The organism is Arthrobacter sp. TmT3-37 (assembly GCF_054510835.1).
The window spans coordinates 106,322-123,798 of record NZ_JBTNDU010000009.1 but is presented as its reverse complement, the minus strand read 5'-3'; the positions used below and the strand labels follow the sequence as shown (position 1 = coordinate 123,798).

Below are 17,477 nucleotides of genomic sequence, written 5' to 3'. Positions count from 1 at the left end.
TCGGGTCGGATTCGGGTCAATGATACGGGGCCGGGCTGAGAGGACCGCCCGGCCCGCCGGAGATCCTAGCCGGTGAGTGCGCGGACATAGGCGCCGAGTCGCTGTGAAGCCGGGGCCGGCGCGAAGCCCGATGCCTTGATCCTGGACAGGTCGAGCGTGCTCTGCAGGGGCCGCGGCGCAGCATCCTTGCCCGCGAAGTACTCCGCCGTGCTGACGCCTGTGACGTCGGTGCGATCCCTGCCGGCGAGTGCGTACACCTCGGCCGCGATGTCCGCCCAGCTCTGCGCGTCACCGTCGTTGGTCACGTTGTAGGTGCCGTACGGCGCTCCCGTGCCGAGCAGGTGCAGGATGGCACCGGCGATGTCCTCGGTGAAGGTGAGGCGGCCGATCTGGTCGTTCACCACGCTCGGCGAAATGCCCCGGCCTGCGAGGCCCGCCATCGTCCGGACGAAGTTGCTGCCCTCCCCGATGACCCAGCTGGTGCGAAGGATGTAGTGGTGCGGCACGGTCGCGACGATCGCGTCGCCTGCCGCCTTCGTCTGTCCGTAGACACCGAGTGGGCTGAAGGGCTCCCCCTCGTCGTGGAGCTCCCGCGATCCGTCGAACACGTAGTCGCTCGAGATGTGGACGAGGGTCAGGCGGTGGGCGGCGGACACCCGGGCGAGTGCTGCCACGCCGGAGACATTGACGGCCCAGGCGGCCGCGCGGCCCTCCTGTGTCTCGGCGGCGTCGACGGCGGTGTACGCGGCCGCGTTGATGATGGTGTCGTAGGCCGCCCAGGGTCGTGCGCCGTCGAGGTCGCCAGCGAGGAGGTCGAGCTCGGCGCGTCCGGCGAATTCGACGGAGGACTGGTCCGCGAGGGCGCCGCGGAGCGCCCGGCCGAGCTGCCCGTCGGCACCGACAACGAGCATTCTGCGCGGGGCGAGCGGCGTGACCTCGGCAAGGCGCGGGTGCTTCCGGTCCTTCTCGGACAGTTCCGCATCGCCCAGCGGGATGGGCCAGTCGATGGCGGCCGTCTCGTCCGCGAGGTTGAGGAACACGTACTGGTCCTGTGCGTCGGCCGACCAGTGGTCGTTGACCAGGTAGGTGTAGGCGGTCCCGTCCTCGAGGGTCTGGAACGCGTTGCCGACGCCTCGTGGAACGAAGATCGCCGTCGACGGATCCAGCTCGGCCGTGAAGACGGCACCGAAGGACGGCCCCTCGCGCAGGTCCACCCATGCCCCGAACACGCGTCCCGTGGCGACCGAGATGAACTTGTCCCACGGCTCGGCATGGATCCCGCGGGTGGTGCCCGCGGTCTCGTTGAACGAGATGTTGTTCTGCACGGGACCGAAATCGGCGAGCCCGGCAGAGGTCATCTTGGCGCGCTGCCAGTTCTCCTTGAACCAGCCCCGGTTGTCACCGTGGACGGGAAGGTCGAAGAGCACGACGCCGGGGATCGGCGTCTCCCGCGCGGCCAGCGGCTTCGAGAAGGTGGGGCCCATCGTCACTGCCCCAGCTCGGTGTACTTGGACTCGGTGATTGCCTTCTGCGGACGCCACCAGTCCTCGTTGTCCCGGTACCAGGCGATGGTGTCGCGCAGGCCCTGCTCGAAGTGGTGGAACTGCGGGCTCCAGCCGAGTTCGGTGCGCAGCTTCGTCGAGTCGATGGCGTAGCGCAGGTCGTGGCCGGCGCGGTCCGCCACGTGGTCGTACGCGTCGGCGGGCAGGCCCATCTCCGTGAGGATCAGCTCCACGACGTCCTTGTTGTTCCGCTCGCCGTCGGCCCCGATCAGGTAGGTGTGCCCGATCTCTCCCGTGGTGAGGATCGTCCATACGGCCGAGGAGTGGTCGTTCGCGTGGATCCAGTCGCGCACGTTCAGGCCCTCGCCGTAGAGCTTGGGACGGACGCCGTCGATCACGTTGGTGATCTGGCGCGGGATGAACTTCTCCACGTGCTGGAACGGCCCGTAGTTGTTCGAGCAGTTGCTGATGGTCGCCCGGACGCCGAAGGAGCGGACCCAGGCGCGCACCAGCAGGTCCGAGCCGGCCTTCGTCGACGAGTACGGGCTCGAGGGGTTGTAGGGCGTGCTCTCGGTGAAGCGTGCGGGATCGTCGAGCTCGAGGTCGCCGTACACCTCGTCGGTGCTGATGTGGTGGAACCTCGTGCCGAACCTGCGCGCGGCCTCGAGCAACGTGTAGGTGCCGATGATATTCGTGTCCAGGAAGGGCCGGGGGTCGTGCAGCGAGTTGTCGTTGTGCGACTCCGCCGCATAGTGCACGACGGCGTCGGCCCGTTCGGTCAGCGGATCCACCACGGCGGCGTCCGCGATGTCCCCGACCACCAGCTCGAAGCGGTCGGCGGGCAGCCCTTCGAGCGAGGCGTGGTTGCCTGCGTAGGTCATCTTGTCCAGCACCGTGACGGAGACCTCCGTGTGCTCCATCAGGTAGTGCACGAAATTGGACCCGATGAAGCCGGCGCCGCCGGTGACCAGAAGATTTTTCACATCTTGCACCTTACCGGCCGCGCTCGGGCGTCAGGACTGGTGGTGTCCGCGTCGGCGCGCGGCCAGCACACCGATGACGGCGAGCGCGACGGCGACGACGCCGGCACCGATCCAGGCGGCGGGTGCCAGGGACGACGTGCGCTCCTCGTCGACCGCAGCCTCCGGGCTGCTCGAGGGCGTGCGGGTGCTCGACCGGCTGGGTCGCGGGGTCGGACTGGCCGAGGCGGTCGCCACGGGAGCGACCGACGTCGCGACGGGTACGGGAGCGACCGTGGGAGTGGGTGTGACCGTGGCGGGTGCCGAGGCCGACGCGGTGGCGGAGGGCGCGGACGACGCCGTCGCCGTCGGACCACCCGCACCGGGCTCCGGTGCTGCCGTCCCGCCGGCGGGATCGACGACCTGCCCTGTCTCGGCGTCGTAGCGCAGGTTCGTGTAGATGAGCGTGTCGGCGAACAGGAGCTGCCCGGTTCCGGGTTCGATCAGGTAGCCGGTGGGCGGGTGGACCAGGAACCCGGTGCGGGTGTTGATGGCGAATCCCGTGACCGGGTCTATCCCGCTCGTCGCCGTCGGATCGGGCACCACCGGGGCCGGCTCGACGAAGGTCGACTCCGGCTGCGGCTGCTCGACGACGGCGGGCTCCTGCTGCGCGACCACGGCGGGGATGATCGCGGGTGACAGCGGGAGCGCGACGGCGGCTGTCGGCGCGGCGAGGACGGCGGCAGCGAGGAGCGCGCCGGCGGCTCCGGTGAGGGTCCTCGTGAGGGCGGGTGCGGGCAGGGGGCGGCGATGGGGCGCGGTCATGGTTCCTCGGATCGGGCTCTCGCACGCGGCCCGCCGGAAAGCGGCACCGGGGTGCGGGGGTGGTACCGGCAGCTGAGACGGACTGCGGCTCCTGAAGTTTACGGGCGGCCGGTTCCCGCTCCCGGTTCCTGCCGTGCACGGGTCTTCCGTGTCGTGCTCGACTGTTCCGTGTCGCGCACGCGCGCACGGCGGTCCCACCCGGCGTCGGGCCACCTACTAGGGTGGAACCATGCCTGCCCTCCCCCGCGCCGCAATGCTCCTGGTGCCCGCCGCGGCCCTCCTGATGGGGGTGGCGGGCTGCGCGTCCGTGGTGGATGTCGACCCGGCGCAGGACGCCGCGAATGCCCGATGCGCCGAGGTGATGATCGCGCTGCCTCCGACGGTCGCCGAGAACGAACAGCGCGACACGAACAGCCAAGCCACGTCCGCCTGGGGGAACCCGTCCAAGGTGGTCCTGCGGTGCGGTGTGGACGTCCCCGGCCCCACGACCGATCCGTGCGTCACGGTGAACGACGTCGACTGGGTGGTCCGCGAGGGGGATCCGGCCTGGACCGCCACCACCTACGGCCGCGACCCCGCCGTCGAGGTCCTCTTCGACCCGGACGACGTCGCCTCGAGCACCGTCCTCGTCGAGCTCGGTGACGCCGTGGCGCGGGTCGAGCAGACCCGCGCGTGTGTCGGCCTGGCCGATGCGACCCCGGCTCCGTCGGGCGGCTGACGCCCCTCTCCAGAACGCACCCGCACCACTACAGGAGGCACCGTGAAAGCCGAGCAAATCTCCGACGTCTGCACCTTCCACGGCGAAGGCCCCTACTGGGATCCGCGCCGGAACGAGCTCCTGCTCGTGGACATGATGGAGGGCGACGTCCTGGTCCGCCACGACGACGGCAGCATCGACAGGCACGACGTGCATCCGCGCCTGGCGGGTGTCATCCGCGGCCGTGCGTCAGGCGGCTACGTGATCGGGGTGGAACGGGGTTTCCTATTCGCCGACGAGTCGTTCTCCATCCTCGAGGAGGGGCCGGCTGCGTTCAGCGACCCGGCCGTCCGCATGAACGACGGCGGCTGCGACACCGCCGGCCGCTTCCTCTGCGGGTCGATGGGGTGGGAGGGCGGATTCGGCGCCGGCACCCTGTACTCCCTCGGGACGGACCACTCGGTGTCCACCGTGCTGACGGGAGGCACCATCTCGAACGGACTCCACTTCTCCCCGTCGGGCGACACCGCCTTCTACAGCGACACCCCGACCGGGCGCATCGACGCCCTCGCCTACGACGTCGGAAGCGGCCGCTTCACCGACCGGCGCACCTTCGCCGTCGTCGAGCCGGCGCTCGGCATGCCCGACGGCATGGCCATCGACGCGGAGGACGGCATCTGGACGGCGCTGTACGGGGGCGCCGCGATCGCCCGGTACGACGCCTCGGGGAAGCTCTCGGAACTCATCCACCTGCCGGTCACGAATGTGACGGCCTGCGCCTTCGGCGGGACGGACCTGTCGACGCTGTTCATCACGACCACGCAGGAGAACGTCCCGGAGGGGTCCGAACCGCAGGCGGGCGCCCTGTTCGCCGCCGAGCCAGGGGTTGCGGGCGCTCCCCTGCCGATGTTCAGGGGGTAGGTCTCCCTGAGTCTGCCGACGTCTCGCGACACCTGCGCCCATCTCCTCACCGGTCAGGTACTCCGAACCTTCGTTCTGCTGGTCGTCATTTGATGGCCAGCGTCGTCGCGACGCTCGGCACTCCGTTGCCGTCCACCGCGAACAGCATGTACTGACCCGGCACGAGGATGCCGGGATCCGTCGGCAGCCTCAACGACGCCGTAGTGCCGGACACCGATGCGGGGGTCAGAGGAATGCGCCGCTGGTCGGTGTTCACGGTGTGGGTGACGGTGCTCATACGCATCAGGGCGAACGACTTCACCGGCGCACCGGTGGTCACCGCAATGGTGCTGCCGACATTGGCAGCGGAGGGCGCGGTGACGATCGCGGGCCGCGCGCGCTCGCTGCCGTCCGCGTTCAGCAGGTACGGCGGCGTGAAGATCTCCCCGTCGAGGTGGTTCGTCGTCGTGCAGTTGGTACAAAGCCCTCCACCGCCGACGAAGACCTTGCCGTCCGGGAGCAGCAGGGCAACGCTGTGATAGGTCCGGGGCACCGCCATCGGGGCCAGCACGGTCCACGTGCCGGTGACCGGGTTCCAGATCTCAGGAGACATACGGGCATCCGTGTCGGTGAACGGAACAGGGGTGGCCTGGCCGCCGACGACGAACACCTGGCCATCGGGCAGGGCGACTCCGTTCGCGAACGACCGCGTGACGGCCATGTCCCCGGTCCGCTGCACCCGCACCCCGTTGTTGATGTCGATGGTGTACGCACGTGCCGTCGCAGCAACTTTCTGATACGCGGTCGCACCGCCCACGGTCAGGATCTTGCCGACGTCGTACATCACGGCATCCCCGTTCATCGCGTCAGCGCTGTCCGACCGCAGTCCGGCTGAAGTGATGCTGCCGTTGCCGGTAGTGGAGATCCAGTTCATCTGCCGGCTTGGCCCGGCGTGGAAGACGCGCCCTCCGGGGGCGGCGAACAGCCAGGCATGGTTGTCCGCCCGATACGGCCCCTGAGGATCTGCCGTCAGGGTCTTCTCCACCCCCACATTGGGCAGGATTCGCCAACCGCCGGCGGGGGACCAGACCTCCCCGCTCTTCGGAGTGGTGCCTCCGGACCAGGAGCCGCCGATGCTGAAGACCTCGCCCGTGGAGGTGGTCACGTTGCTCTGGTAGCCGCGCGCGATCTTCATGTCCGGTCCGGGCGTCCACGCGTCGGTCGCGGGGTTGTACAGGCTGGTCTTCGAGCTGTTGCTACCGCCGCTGACCAGGATCGTCCCGTCGGCCAGCATCGAGGTACCCGGGCAGAACATGTCGTGGCCCGTGTTGGAGACCTGCGTCTTCGACACCTTGCCCGTGGTCAGGTCCAGGATGGATGTCTGGGTATACCCCCTGCTTCCCCCGAAGGTGGTCGGGGAGTACGCGGACCAGGTCAGCAGCCTGTTGCCGGGCAGCAGTGCTGCGGCCGCCGGGACGAGCGGGAAGCTGATGGTGGGGCCCCAGGACCCCGCCGACGGACCGAGAAGATCGATCTCCGCGGCGCTGCTCCAGGGGCCACGGTTGCCTGCTTCAGAACCCGCGGTCAGTCGGACGTACCGGGCAACGACAGGGGCGAAGGACACGGTCTTCTCGACGCCGGTATCGGGCCATGTGCCGTTGGCGACCCTGCTCCAGACCATGCCGTCGGGGCTGGCCTCGATCGAGTACACCCCGATCCGTCCGTTCCCGCCGTCGGGCCGCGGTCGGTAGCGCAGGCCCGCCACGCTGCGTGCCGTCTTCGTATCGATCGTGATGCTGTGCGGCAGCGGCGCTGCCGGTGCAGGCGACCACCTGCTGTGCCAGATCGTCGCCGTATTGCCGTCCAGGATATTTCCGGCACGGCCGTTCGAGCGGGCGGTCTCCTCGTCGCTCGCCGAGGCGGTCCATCCCGCGCGCGGAAGGACGCCGGGTGCGGGCAGCGCCCCACCCGCGAGCAGATTGATCTCCGCTGCGGTGCTCCAGGGGCCGCGGTTCCCCGCTTCCGAGGTCGCAATCAGGCGCACGTAGCGGGCGCTGACCGCGGTGAAGCTCACGGTCTTCTCCGTGGCGGAGTCCGGCAGGGTGCCGTAGGCCACCGGTTTGCTCCAGGCGACGCCGTCGGCACTCACCCTGATCTCGAAGCTGCCGATGCGGCCGTTCGAGCCTGTCGGCCGCGGAAGGTAGCGCAGGCCTCCGATGCTCTGCGTCCCCTTCATGTCGATGGTGAGGGTGTGTGGCAACAGTGCTGCGGGCGCAGGCGAATACCGGCTGTGCCAGATCGTCGTGGCACTGCCGTCGAGCACATTGGCGGCCTTCCCGTCAGTGGCCATGGTCTCTTCGTCACTCGCCGTGACCGTCCACCCCGCCCGCGGCAGAGGGGTGGACGCCGGTTCCACCAGAGCGGCGGGCACCACCGCATCGTGGATGTGCAGGCCGGCCGTCGATGCCGCCTCCCACCCCTGCGCCACTCCAGGACCGTGCGCGTGCAGGGCAGCTGGACCGGAGGGCGGACGCAACTCGACCGTCCCGCATCCCGTGACGAGCAGGAGCACCATCAGGAGTGCAGGCCAGCGACGGACGCGAGTACGTCGCACTGCAGCCGCATGCTCCTGTCGGCCTCGCCGGGCCCCATCATCAGTCGCCGGTGTTGCAGCATCGACGAGGTGGGCTTGCCCTGTGGAGGCGGCTCTGCCGCCCGTCGATGCCGTCCTGAGATCACCGGACCTCTGCGTGACCCTGGCGACGAAGCCTTGCGTTCCCGAATCCACAGTGGTGCCGTCCTGTTCCCAGATGATGCAGCGAAAGACCTGCATTCGACACTAGGAAGAGGTGGTGCCGCGAACACGAGTGGGATGCACCGGAGATTTCGGACAGGACACCCTGTTCGAGACGGAAAGGTACCCGGACCGAGGTCCAGGGCCACGCACCATTGCAGTCGCAGGTACGTATCACTAGCCGAGACTGTGGTCGTCGTTCCCTCACGACCGTTGTCGGGCGCCCTGGACCTGCGCGGTCCTTCATCGCGGGTGCGGCAGCGGATGGACGCCCAGCGGGCCCGGTCAGAGGATCGGCTGGCCTCCCGTCACGGCGATGCGGGCGCCGGACACGTAGCTGGCCTCGTCGGAGGCGAGCAGCACGTAGACCGGAGCCAGTTCGGCGGGCTGCCCGGCCCGCTGGAGGGGTACCTGCTGGCCGAAGCTCTCGACCTGGTCCTCCGGCATCGTGGCAGGGATGAGTGGTGTCCAGATGGGGCCGGGAGCCACCGAGTTGGCGCGGATGCCGCGTTCCGCGAGGAGCTGCGCCATGGACGCCGTCATATTGGCGATGCCGGCCTTCGTCGCCGAGTAGGGCAGCAGGGTGGGGACGGGATTGTCGGAGTTCACCGAACTGGACCCGATGATCGAGCCCCCCGCCCCCATGTGCGGCAGCACGGCCTTCGTGAGGTAGAAGAAGGCGCTGAGGTTGGTGGCGATCGTGTGGTCCCACTCCTCGTCGGGGATCTCCTCGATGCTCTCGTGGGTCATCTGGAAGGCGGCATTGCTGACGAGGATGTCCACCCTGCCGAACTGCTCCACGGCCTTGTCGATCACGGCCCGGCACGTCGCCGGGTCGGCGAGGTCTCCGGGGAACAGGACGGCCTGCCGTCCCGCCTCCTCCACCCAGCGGGCCGTCTCCCGCGCGTCGTCGTCCTCGTCCAGGTAGCTGATGAGGACATCCGCACCCTCACGTGCATAGGCGATCGCGACAGCGCGGCCGATCCCGCTGTCGCCACCGGTGATCACCGCCTTCTTGCCGAGAAGCCTGCCCGTGCCGCGGTAGGACTGCTCACCGTGGTCGGGAGTCGGCTCCATGGCGTCGGTGGTGCCGGGCGGTTCCTGCTGCTGCGCTGGCTGCGTCACTGTTCCTCCTGGTGTCTACGGGCAATCCGGCAAGTGGGTTCCTTGCGGCCCCACCGTAAGCACCCTTAGTAATTGAAGGGAAGCGGACAACCGGTCCGGAAACCCGTTGCACGAGGAGCATGCCGACCTCCCATGCGCTACGCAGCCGAATACATCCTGCCGTTGAAGTGGACGGACGAGGGCCCGGTGGCCGAGCTGGCCCTGTACCTGCGGGACCTGGTGCGCTGGATCGATGTCACGGTGGTCGACGGCTCGGCGGACCCCTGCTTCGACCGGCACGCCCGCGCCTTCCCGCCGGACGTCCGCCACCTCCGGCCCGATCCGGAGCGGGTCCGGCAGGGCGGCAACGGGAAGGTGCAGGGCGTCCTGACCGGGCTGGCCGAGGCACGGCACGAGCTCGTCGTCCTGGCGGACGACGACGTCCGCTACCGGCGCACCGATCTGCAGCGCGTCCTCGGGCTCCTCGGGGACGCGGACGTCGTGCGGCCGCAGAACTACTTCGCCCGCCTGCCGTGGCACGCGCAGTGGGACACCGGGCGGACCCTGCTCAACCGCGCGCTGGCCTCCGACTACCCGGGGACGCTGGCGGTACGGCGCAGCACCCTGCGCGCGACGGGCGGCTACTGCGCCGACGCCCTGTTCGAGAACCTCGAGCTCATCCGCACGGTGCGTGCCGCCGGCGGCGTCGAGGCGCGCGCCGACGACCTCTTCGTGGCCCGGCTCCCCTGCTCGTCGCGGCACTTCCTCGGACAGCGCGTCCGGCAGGCCTATGACAGCTTCGCGCAGCCCGCGAGGCTCGCCGTCGAACTGAGCCTGCTGCCGGCGCTCGTCCTGGCCCGGCCGGCGGCGCGGCACCTGGCCGCGGCAGGCATCGGCGTCGTCGCGCTCGCGGAACTGGGCCGACGACGGCGGGGCGGACGGCAGGTGTTCCGCCCGACCGCCGCCCTGTGGGCGCCGGCCTGGCTCCTCGAGCGATCGGTGTGCAGCTGGCTCGCCGTCGCCAGCAGGGCCCGCGGTGGCGTGCCGTACGCCGGAGGCAGGATGCGCCTCGCCGCGCACTCGGAGCGCCGGCTGCGGCAGCGGGGCGTGGAGCTCCCCGGAAACTAAGTACACTGATGGCTCACGCTGGAAACGAGCGAAGAGGAACCGATATGGCAGACACACTGGGAAGTCCGACGTCCGAGCCCGAGGGTGGATTCGAACGGGATCCCTCCGACTGGGTCACCGGCGACGAGCCGATGACCGCAGCACAGCGCAGCTACCTCGACACCCTCGCACGCGAGGCGGGCGAGGAGATCCCTGCGGACATCAACAAGGCCGAGGCGTCCGAACACATCGATCGGCTGCAGGGCAAGAGCAAGCGGCTGAGCGACGACTCCTGATCGTCCTGCGGTAGCCCTCCCGGCTACCGCACCGCGGCGAAGTTGAACTCCGTGCAGATGTCCTGACCGAAGACGAAGCGCCGCACCGGCGCAGTCCGCGCTTCGGCCAGGGCATCCGAGCCGGAGAAGCGGATACCGGGCACGCCGTCGCCCACCAGCACAGGAGCAGTGGTCAGGTACAGCCGGTCGAGCAGGCCGGCGTCGAGGAACCGCGAGACGGTGTTGCCCCCGCCCTCGACGAGCACTTTCTGCAGACCCCGCGCGGCGAGGATCTCCAGCACACGCCGCGGAGCGAAATCCTCCGCAGGCAGCCGCACCACTTCCACCGAGGCCGGCAGGGCCTCCGGCACCGCGGCGTCGTGCGCGATGATCCACAGGGTCGGGACGCCGTCGTCGGCCAGGACGCGCGCGCCGGCCTCCACCCGTGCCGCTGCATCGAGCACGACGCGCACGGGGCTGCTGCCGGGTACGTCGTCGACCGAGAGCGAGCAGTCCTCCGCGAGCACCGTGGACGCGCCGACGACGACGGCGTCCGCCAGGGCCCGCAGCCGCTGGAGGTGCCCGTGGTCGCCGCGATCCTCATGGAAGCCGGCGTCGCCGGACCGCGAGGCGATGAAGCCGTCGAGACTCTGGCGCAGCTGTCCGACGACGATCTGCCCGGTCGCGGCCGCGAGGTAGCCGTAGCGGTGCGTGAGCTCCTCCGCCTCGCCCGGTGCGGGGGCCGCCGGGACGGTGCCGTCGAGGAGCGAGGCCCAGGCGTCGTCGGCCGGCGCCGCGTCGTGGCGCATGCGTGCACGCTTGGTCGCCAGGTATGCCGCGTTCTCCGACCTCTCCGACACAGGCAGTCCGCGGCGCTCGAGGACACTGATCCCCAGGTCCTCCAGCGCTTCCTCCTTCGCGGGATTCCCCGAGAGCAGCCGCACGGCGCTGATGCCGAGGTCCTGGAGGATCTCGGCCGCCTGGTCGTAGCGGCGGGCATCCACGGGCAGTCCGAGGGCGGTGTTCGCATCCACCGTGTCCACGCCCTCGTCCTGCAGCGCGTACGCCTTCAGTTTGGCGAGCAGCCCGATCCCGCGTCCCTCGTGTCCGCGCACGTAGACCACGACGCCGCGGCCCTCCTCCGAGATGGCCGCGAGCGCGGCGTCGAGCTGTTCCCCGCAGTCGCAGCGCCATGAACCGAACGCGTCGCCCGTGAGGCACTCGCTGTGGACGCGGACGAGGGGTGCGGCGTGGGCGGTACCCCGGGTGTCGTCGTCGATCCCCTGCGCCAGCGCGACGTGCTCCGTCCCGCCGTTGTCACGGTAGCCGACCATGCGGAATATCCCGTGCCGGGTGGGGAGGACGGTCTCCACGACCCTCTCGATGGTGGCAGGCACGGAGGCGGACCCGAGCTGCGTGGACTGGATGGACATGGAACAACCTTAGAAGCGAGGCGGGGCGACACGAAAACATGCGTCTCAGGGCTTAACGGGTCCTGCGTGCCGTTTATTGCGCCTGCTGCGGAGGACGCACGCCGGCCGCGGCGTGCCCGAGGACCTCGCGGACGGCCAGGACCGCGGGCCTCCGGGCGCCGGCCGTGCGCGCGGAGGTGAAGATGGAGCGCCGGGGGCTGTCGTCGAGGTCGAGGAGCTGCACCGGCACGCTCCGTCCGGTCCACACGAGGTCCGGCATGAGGGCGACGGCGTTGCCCGATTCGATGAGCCGGATCTGCGCCTGGAGATCCGCCGTCTCGTAGCGGACGTCGGGCTCGAAGCCGGCCCGCCGGCACGCCTGTTCCGCCCAGTGCCGGGACGCCGCTCCGCGCGGTTCCATGACCCAGGCGGCACCCGACGCCTCCGCGACGGAGGAGATCCCGGCGTAGTCCAACCCGGGCGGCGGGACGGCGAGCCGGATGGCATCCTCGGTCAGGGGGATGTGGTCGAGCTCCGCGTGCCGCGGCGCCGCATGGCCCGGATACTGCTCGGCGATCACGAGGTCGAAGTCGCGGGCGAACGTCTCGTACAGCGCGGTCTCCGGTTCGCGCTGCACCATCTCCACGCGCACGTCCGGATAGTCCCGCTTCATGGCCGTCAACGCCTCCGGCATGAGCGCCAGGGCCGCGGACTGGAAGACCGCCACGCGGACCGAGCCGGACACCGTGGTCAGGGAGGCGGCGAGATCCGACTCGGCCCGCTCCAGGGTCTCGAGGAGTTCCGCGGTGTGTCCCACGAGGACCTCCGCCTGCGGGGTCAGGACTACCCTGCGGCCGGACTTCCGCAGCAGCTCCACCCCCACTTCCTTCTCCAGGAGGGCGAGCTGCTGCGAGACCGAGGACGGGCTGTAGCTCAGGGCCGCGGCGACGTCCGCGAGGGTGCCGCGGATCGCCAGTTCGCGCAGCAGGCGCAGTCGGCGCAGATCGAGCATTGGGCACTCCGTCGATTCGATTCTTCCAACGAATACCGTTCGGTAATCATCGCTTTTCCTAATCCTACGGGTGCGCGGATACTGGACGTGAAGTAGCTGCTTCATCCTGTGCCCGGCGCAAGCCGTCCAACCGAAAGCCGTTGCCATGACAACCCAGATACCGCCCCTCGAGGGCATCGCCGGCACCCCGGCGCCCCTGGTCCCGTCCACCGCCTCCCACCCCGAGCGCGACGACGAGACCCCCCGGTTCTCCGGCGGCGCCGACGGAACCACCGAGATCCCGGCGACGCTGCCGGACGCATCGATCGCCCTCGTCCGGCACTGGCTGACCGAGGCGTCGAAGGTGCCCGTCGACTCCTCCGCCAAGCAGCTCGCCGGCGTCCTCAAGGACCCCGACGGGCTCGCCTTCACCGTCGGCTTCGTCGACGGCGTCATCCGACCCGAGGACCTCTCCGTCGCGGCCCGCAACCTCGGCGCCATCGCCCCGAAGGTGCCCGGCTTCCTCCCCTGGTACATGCGCTCGGCCGTGAAGGTCGGCGCCGCCGTCGCCCCGGTGTTGCCGCAGGTGGTCATTCCCATCGCCCGCCGCGTGCTGCGCGAGATGGTGGGACACCTCATCATCGATGCCTCCGACGCGAAGCTCGGCAGGTCGATCGGCAGGATCAAGCGCGAGGGCATCCGCCTGAACGTCAACCTGCTCGGCGAAGCGGTGCTCGGCGACCACGAGGCCGAGCGCCGCCTCGAGGGCACCGTCCGGCTCCTCGAACGGCCGGACGTCGACTACGTCTCCATCAAGGTGTCCTCCACGGTCGCGCCGCACCCGGCGTGGGCCTTCGAGGAAGCCGTGCAGCACGTCGCCGAGAAGCTCGCTCCCCTCTACGCCCTCGCCGCCCGGTCCGAGAAGCCGAAGTTCATCAACCTCGACATGGAGGAGTACAAGGACCTCGACCTCACGATCGCGGTGTTCATGGAGATCCTGGGACGCCCCGAGTTCACGGACCTCGAAGCCGGGATCGTGCTGCAGGCCTACCTCCCCGATTCCCTCGCCGCGATGATCCGCCTCCAGGAGTGGGCCGCCGCCCGGCGGGCCCGGGGCGGCGCCGGCATCAAGGTCCGCGTGGTCAAGGGCGCCAACCTCCCGATGGAACAGGTCGAGGCATCCCTCCACGACTGGCCGCTCGCCACGTGGGGCTCGAAGCAGGACTCGGACACCCACTACAAGCGCGTCCTCAACTACGCGCTGCTACCCGGCCGCATCGACAACGTCCGCATCGGCGTCGCCGGCCACAACCTCTTCGACCTCGCCTTCGCCTGGCTGCTCGCCGGCGAACGCGGCGTCCGCTCCGGCATCGAGTTCGAGATGCTCCTCGGCATGGCGCAGGGACAGGCGGAGGCCGTCAAGCGCGACGTCGGCTCGCTGCTCCTCTACACGCCCGTGGTGCACCCGAGCGAGTTCGACGTCGCGATCGCGTACCTCATCCGCCGCCTCGAGGAGGGAGCGAGCCAGGACAACTTCATGTCCGCCGTCTTCGAACTCTCCGACAACGAGGCCCTCTTCGAGCGCGAGAAGAACCGCTTCCTCGCATCACTCGGACAGCTCGACGATTCCGTCCCCGCTCCGAACCGCCGCCAGGACCGCACCGTCCCGGCAGCGCCCCATCCGGGCACCGGCTTCGAGAACACACCCGACACGGATCCCTCCCTCCCGACCAACCGGAACTGGGGACGGGCGATCCTCGAGCGCGTCGCCGGCTCCGACCTCGGCAAGGACACCGTCGCCGCCACCACGCTCACACAGGTCGCCGACCTCGAGGACACCGTCGCCGGTGCCGTGGAGGCGGCCGGGTCCTGGGGTTCCCTGACGGGGGCGGAGCGCGCGGAGATCCTGCACCGCGCCGGTGACGCCCTCGAGGCCCGCCGGGCGGACCTCATGGAGGTGATGGCCGCAGAGACCGGCAAGACCCTCGACCAGTCCGACCCCGAGATCTCCGAGGCCGTGGACTTCGCGCACTACTACGCCGAGCGCGCACGGGACCTCGACGACGTCGACGGCGCCTCGTTCTCGCCGGTCCGGCTCACGGTCGTGACACCGCCGTGGAACTTCCCGGTCGCCATCCCCGCCGGCTCCACCCTCGCCGCACTCGCCGCCGGGTCCTCCGTGATCATCAAGCCCGCATCGCAGGCGCGCCGCTCCGGCTCCGTCATGGTGGAGGCGCTCTGGGCCGCGGGCGTGCCGCGCGAGGTCCTGCGCCTGGTCCAGGTCGACGAGCGCGACCTCGGACGCCGGCTCATCTCCGACCCGCGGGTGGACCGCGTCATCCTGACCGGTGGCTACGAGACGGCGGAGCTGTTCCGCTCCTTCAGGACGGACCTCCCGCTGCTCGCCGAGACGTCGGGCAAGAACGCGATCATCGTCACGCCCAGTGCCGACCTAGACCTCGCCGCGAAGGACGTGGCACAGTCCGCGTTCGGTCACGCCGGCCAGAAGTGCTCCGCCGCGTCCCTCGTGATCCTCGTGGGCAGCGTCAGCACGTCGCAACGCTTCCGCAACCAGCTCCTCGACGCCGTCACGTCGCTGACCGTCGGCTACCCGTCGGATCCCGCCACGCAGATGGGTCCGGTCATCGAACCGGCCGCCGGAAAGCTCCTCGACGGCCTGACGACGCTCGGTGAGGGCGAGTCCTGGCTGGTGCAGCCGCAGCAGCTCGACGAGTCCGGCCGCCTCTGGAGCCCCGGCGTGCGGGACGGCGTGAAGCGCGGATCGACGTACCACCTGACGGAGTACTTCGGCCCGATCCTCGGCATCATGACCGCCGCGACGCTCGAGGAGGCCATCACCCTGCAGAACGACATCGACTACGGGCTGACGTCAGGCATCCACTCGCTCGACAGCCGGGAGATCGACACCTGGATCGAGGGCGTCCAGGCGGGCAACCTCTACATCAACCGGGGCATCACCGGCGCGATCGTCCAGCGCCAGCCCTTCGGCGGCTGGAAGAAGTCGGCGGTGGGAGCGGGCACGAAGGCGGGCGGCCCGAACTACCTCGTGGGCCTCGGTTCCTGGTCCCCGCGGCAGTCGACCGCCACTGACGCTCCCCTCCCCGGAGCCGCTCCCCTGCTCACCGCGGCCCGCGCCGCCGGCCTGAGCGGGACGGACCTCGCCCGCCTCGAACGCTCCGCGGCGTCGGATGCCGCGAGCTGGAACAGCGAGTTCGGGCAGGTGAAGGACATCTCGGCGCTGGCGGCGGAACGGAACCTCTTCCGCTACCTCGCCCACCCCGTGACCATCCGCCTGGCCGAGGGTGCACCCATCGCCGACCTCGTGCGGGTCCTCCTCGCCGCCCGCGCCGCCGATGCACCGATCGCGGTATCGAGCGCCGCCGAGCTTCCCGACGCGCTCCGCACCGTGGTCGAGGCCCAGGCCGAGAGCGTCACGACCGAGGACGACGGCGCCTGGCTGGCCCGGGCGGCCTCGCTCCCCGTACGGCGCGTCCGGCTGATCGGCCAGGACCCGGCACCGCTGGCCGCCGCGACCGGTGGCCGACCCGATCTGGCGATCTATGCGCAGCCCGTCACCGAGTCGGGCCGCGTGGAGCTGCTGCCGTTCGTGCAGGAACAGGCGATCAGCATCACGGCCCACCGGTTCGGCACACCCAATGCGCTGACGGACACCATCATCTGACGGCCCTCGCAAGAGGCCGCCGCCGGCCGGGGGGGGGAGTCCTTCCTCTGGCACAATCGATCCGGACAGCACCACGCCGCCTCCGGGCGGCCGGCAGGATCGACCCCCGGATGAGCAGCCGCAGCACCACCCCGGAGACCCGGGACCCACAGCTTCGGGCGTGGGTCCCGGGTCTTCTCGTCATGGCCGCCGGTGTGGCCGCGTCCCTGGTGCTGGCGAGCGTCCAGACCGTGCTCGGTGCCCTGGTCATCGCCCTGGTACTCGGGATCCTGCTGGGCAACTCGGGGTTCTACGGGGCGACGCTCCGCACGGGCATCGGCGGGGGGACCAAGCGCCTGCTCCGCGCCGGCGTCGTGCTGCTGGGGCTCCAGCTGGCCCTTCCGGACATCCTGGCCCTAGGCCCCCAGGTCATCCTGCTGATCGTCGCGTGCGTCGCCGGCAGCTTCTACACCACCCAGTGGGTGGGCCGACGGCTCGGCCTCAGCCGCGCGGGCGCGCTGCTCATGGCAGCAGGCTTCTCGATCTGCGGCGCGTCCGCCGTCGCGGGCATGCAGGGCATCGTGGACGCCGACGACGACGAGGTGGCCTCCGCCGTCGCGATGGTCACGCTCTACGGGTCCCTCATGATCCTCGTCCTGCCGCTGCTCAACGCGGTCCTCGGCCTCGATGCGACGGAGTTCGGGATCTGGTCGGGGCTCGCCGTCCACGAGGTGGCGCAGGTGGTGGCCGTGGCCAGCACCGCCGGGGCCACCGCGCTCGCAGCGGCGACGGTGGTCAAGCTCGGCCGGGTCCTGATGCTGGCACCGGTCGCGGCGGTGGCGAGCATCGGCGAACGACGGCGGGCGACCGCAGCCGCGGCGGCCGGGACCGAGGGGACCGACGACGGGCGGCTCTCCCTGCGTCCGGGCACACCCCTCGTGCCACTGTTCGTCGTCGGGTTCCTCGCCATGGTCCTCGTGCGGTCGCTCGGCGTCCTGCCCGGACCCGTCCTCGATGCGGGACGCACGCTGACCACGATCCTGCTGGCTGCCGGGATGTTCGGTCTCGGGGCCGGCATCGACGTCCGGCGCCTGCTCCGCACGGGCGGGCGCTTCGCAGCTGTGGGGTTGGTGTCGACGCTGTTCCTGGCGGGCGTCTCGCTCCTCGGAGTCCTGGCGCTGGCCTAGGCACTTCGTCCGGATGCCGCTCGGGCACCCCTTCAGGGACCC

At 70.4% G+C, this 17,477-nt stretch carries 13 protein-coding genes; 6 read left to right on the top strand and 7 right to left on the bottom strand.

Annotated features, from left to right (window positions below; translation table 11 throughout):
• Positions 1-65 precede the first annotated feature (65 nt).
• Genes ACX80U_RS12650 through ACX80U_RS12640 form a run of 3 tightly spaced genes read right to left on the bottom strand, consistent with a single transcriptional unit; the run spans position 66 to position 3,286 of the window.
• Complete coding sequence (locus ACX80U_RS12650) at positions 66-1,484, bottom strand: sugar nucleotide-binding protein (RefSeq protein ID WP_459268700.1); 1,419 nt, start codon at positions 1,482-1,484, stop codon at positions 66-68.
• A 2-nt stretch (positions 1,485-1,486) separates the two neighbouring features.
• Entirely contained in the window at positions 1,487-2,485 is a 999-nt protein-coding gene (gene rfbB, locus ACX80U_RS12645) for a dTDP-glucose 4,6-dehydratase (protein ID WP_459268699.1), read from the bottom strand.
• A gap of 30 nt (positions 2,486-2,515) precedes the next feature.
• Complete coding sequence (locus ACX80U_RS12640; protein WP_459268698.1) at positions 2,516-3,286, bottom strand: hypothetical protein; 771 nt, start codon at positions 3,284-3,286, stop codon at positions 2,516-2,518.
• Between the two features lie 229 nt (positions 3,287-3,515).
• On the opposite strand from ACX80U_RS12640, the gene ACX80U_RS12635 reads away from it, so the two are divergent.
• Positions 3,516-4,004, top strand: a complete 489-nt coding sequence (locus tag ACX80U_RS12635) for a DUF3515 domain-containing protein (RefSeq protein ID WP_459268697.1) — start codon at positions 3,516-3,518, stop codon at positions 4,002-4,004.
• A gap of 42 nt (positions 4,005-4,046) precedes the next feature.
• Positions 4,047-4,904: an SMP-30/gluconolactonase/LRE family protein gene (locus tag ACX80U_RS12630; protein WP_459268696.1), complete on the top strand. Its 858-nt coding sequence runs from the start codon at positions 4,047-4,049 to the stop codon at positions 4,902-4,904.
• An 85-nt stretch (positions 4,905-4,989) separates the two neighbouring features.
• On the opposite strand, the gene ACX80U_RS12625 is transcribed toward ACX80U_RS12630, so the two are convergent.
• Positions 4,990-7,497 carry a discoidin domain-containing protein gene (locus ACX80U_RS12625; RefSeq protein WP_459268695.1) on the bottom strand — a complete coding sequence of 836 codons (2,508 nt, stop codon included), beginning with the start codon at positions 7,495-7,497 and terminating at the stop codon, positions 4,990-4,992.
• A 465-nt stretch (positions 7,498-7,962) separates the two neighbouring features.
• Entirely contained in the window at positions 7,963-8,802 is an 840-nt protein-coding gene (locus ACX80U_RS12620; RefSeq protein ID WP_459268694.1) for an SDR family oxidoreductase, read from the bottom strand.
• Between the two features lie 132 nt (positions 8,803-8,934).
• On the opposite strand from ACX80U_RS12620, the gene ACX80U_RS12615 reads away from it, so the two are divergent.
• Entirely contained in the window at positions 8,935-9,909 is a 975-nt protein-coding gene (locus ACX80U_RS12615; RefSeq protein ID WP_133080742.1) for a glycosyltransferase, read from the top strand.
• A gap of 44 nt (positions 9,910-9,953) precedes the next feature.
• Complete coding sequence (locus tag ACX80U_RS12610) at positions 9,954-10,184, top strand: DUF3072 domain-containing protein (protein WP_244185908.1); 231 nt, start codon at positions 9,954-9,956, stop codon at positions 10,182-10,184.
• A gap of 23 nt (positions 10,185-10,207) precedes the next feature.
• On the opposite strand, the gene ribA is transcribed toward ACX80U_RS12610, so the two are convergent.
• Entirely contained in the window at positions 10,208-11,596 is a 1,389-nt protein-coding gene (ribA, locus tag ACX80U_RS12605; RefSeq protein ID WP_459268693.1) for a GTP cyclohydrolase II, read from the bottom strand.
• A 73-nt stretch (positions 11,597-11,669) separates the two neighbouring features.
• Complete coding sequence (locus tag ACX80U_RS12600) at positions 11,670-12,587, bottom strand: LysR substrate-binding domain-containing protein (RefSeq protein ID WP_208739333.1); 918 nt, start codon at positions 12,585-12,587, stop codon at positions 11,670-11,672.
• Between the two features lie 145 nt (positions 12,588-12,732).
• Here ACX80U_RS12600 and ACX80U_RS12595 point away from each other — a divergent pair, with 145 nt between their 5' ends.
• Together ACX80U_RS12595 and ACX80U_RS12590 are read left to right on the top strand one after the other, a co-directional pair.
• Entirely contained in the window at positions 12,733-16,269 is a 3,537-nt protein-coding gene (locus tag ACX80U_RS12595) for a bifunctional proline dehydrogenase/L-glutamate gamma-semialdehyde dehydrogenase (RefSeq protein WP_459268692.1), read from the top strand.
• A 110-nt stretch (positions 16,270-16,379) separates the two neighbouring features.
• Complete coding sequence (locus tag ACX80U_RS12590) at positions 16,380-17,435, top strand: YeiH family protein (protein WP_459268691.1); 1,056 nt, start codon at positions 16,380-16,382, stop codon at positions 17,433-17,435.
• The last annotated feature ends 42 nt before the right edge of the window (positions 17,436-17,477 follow it).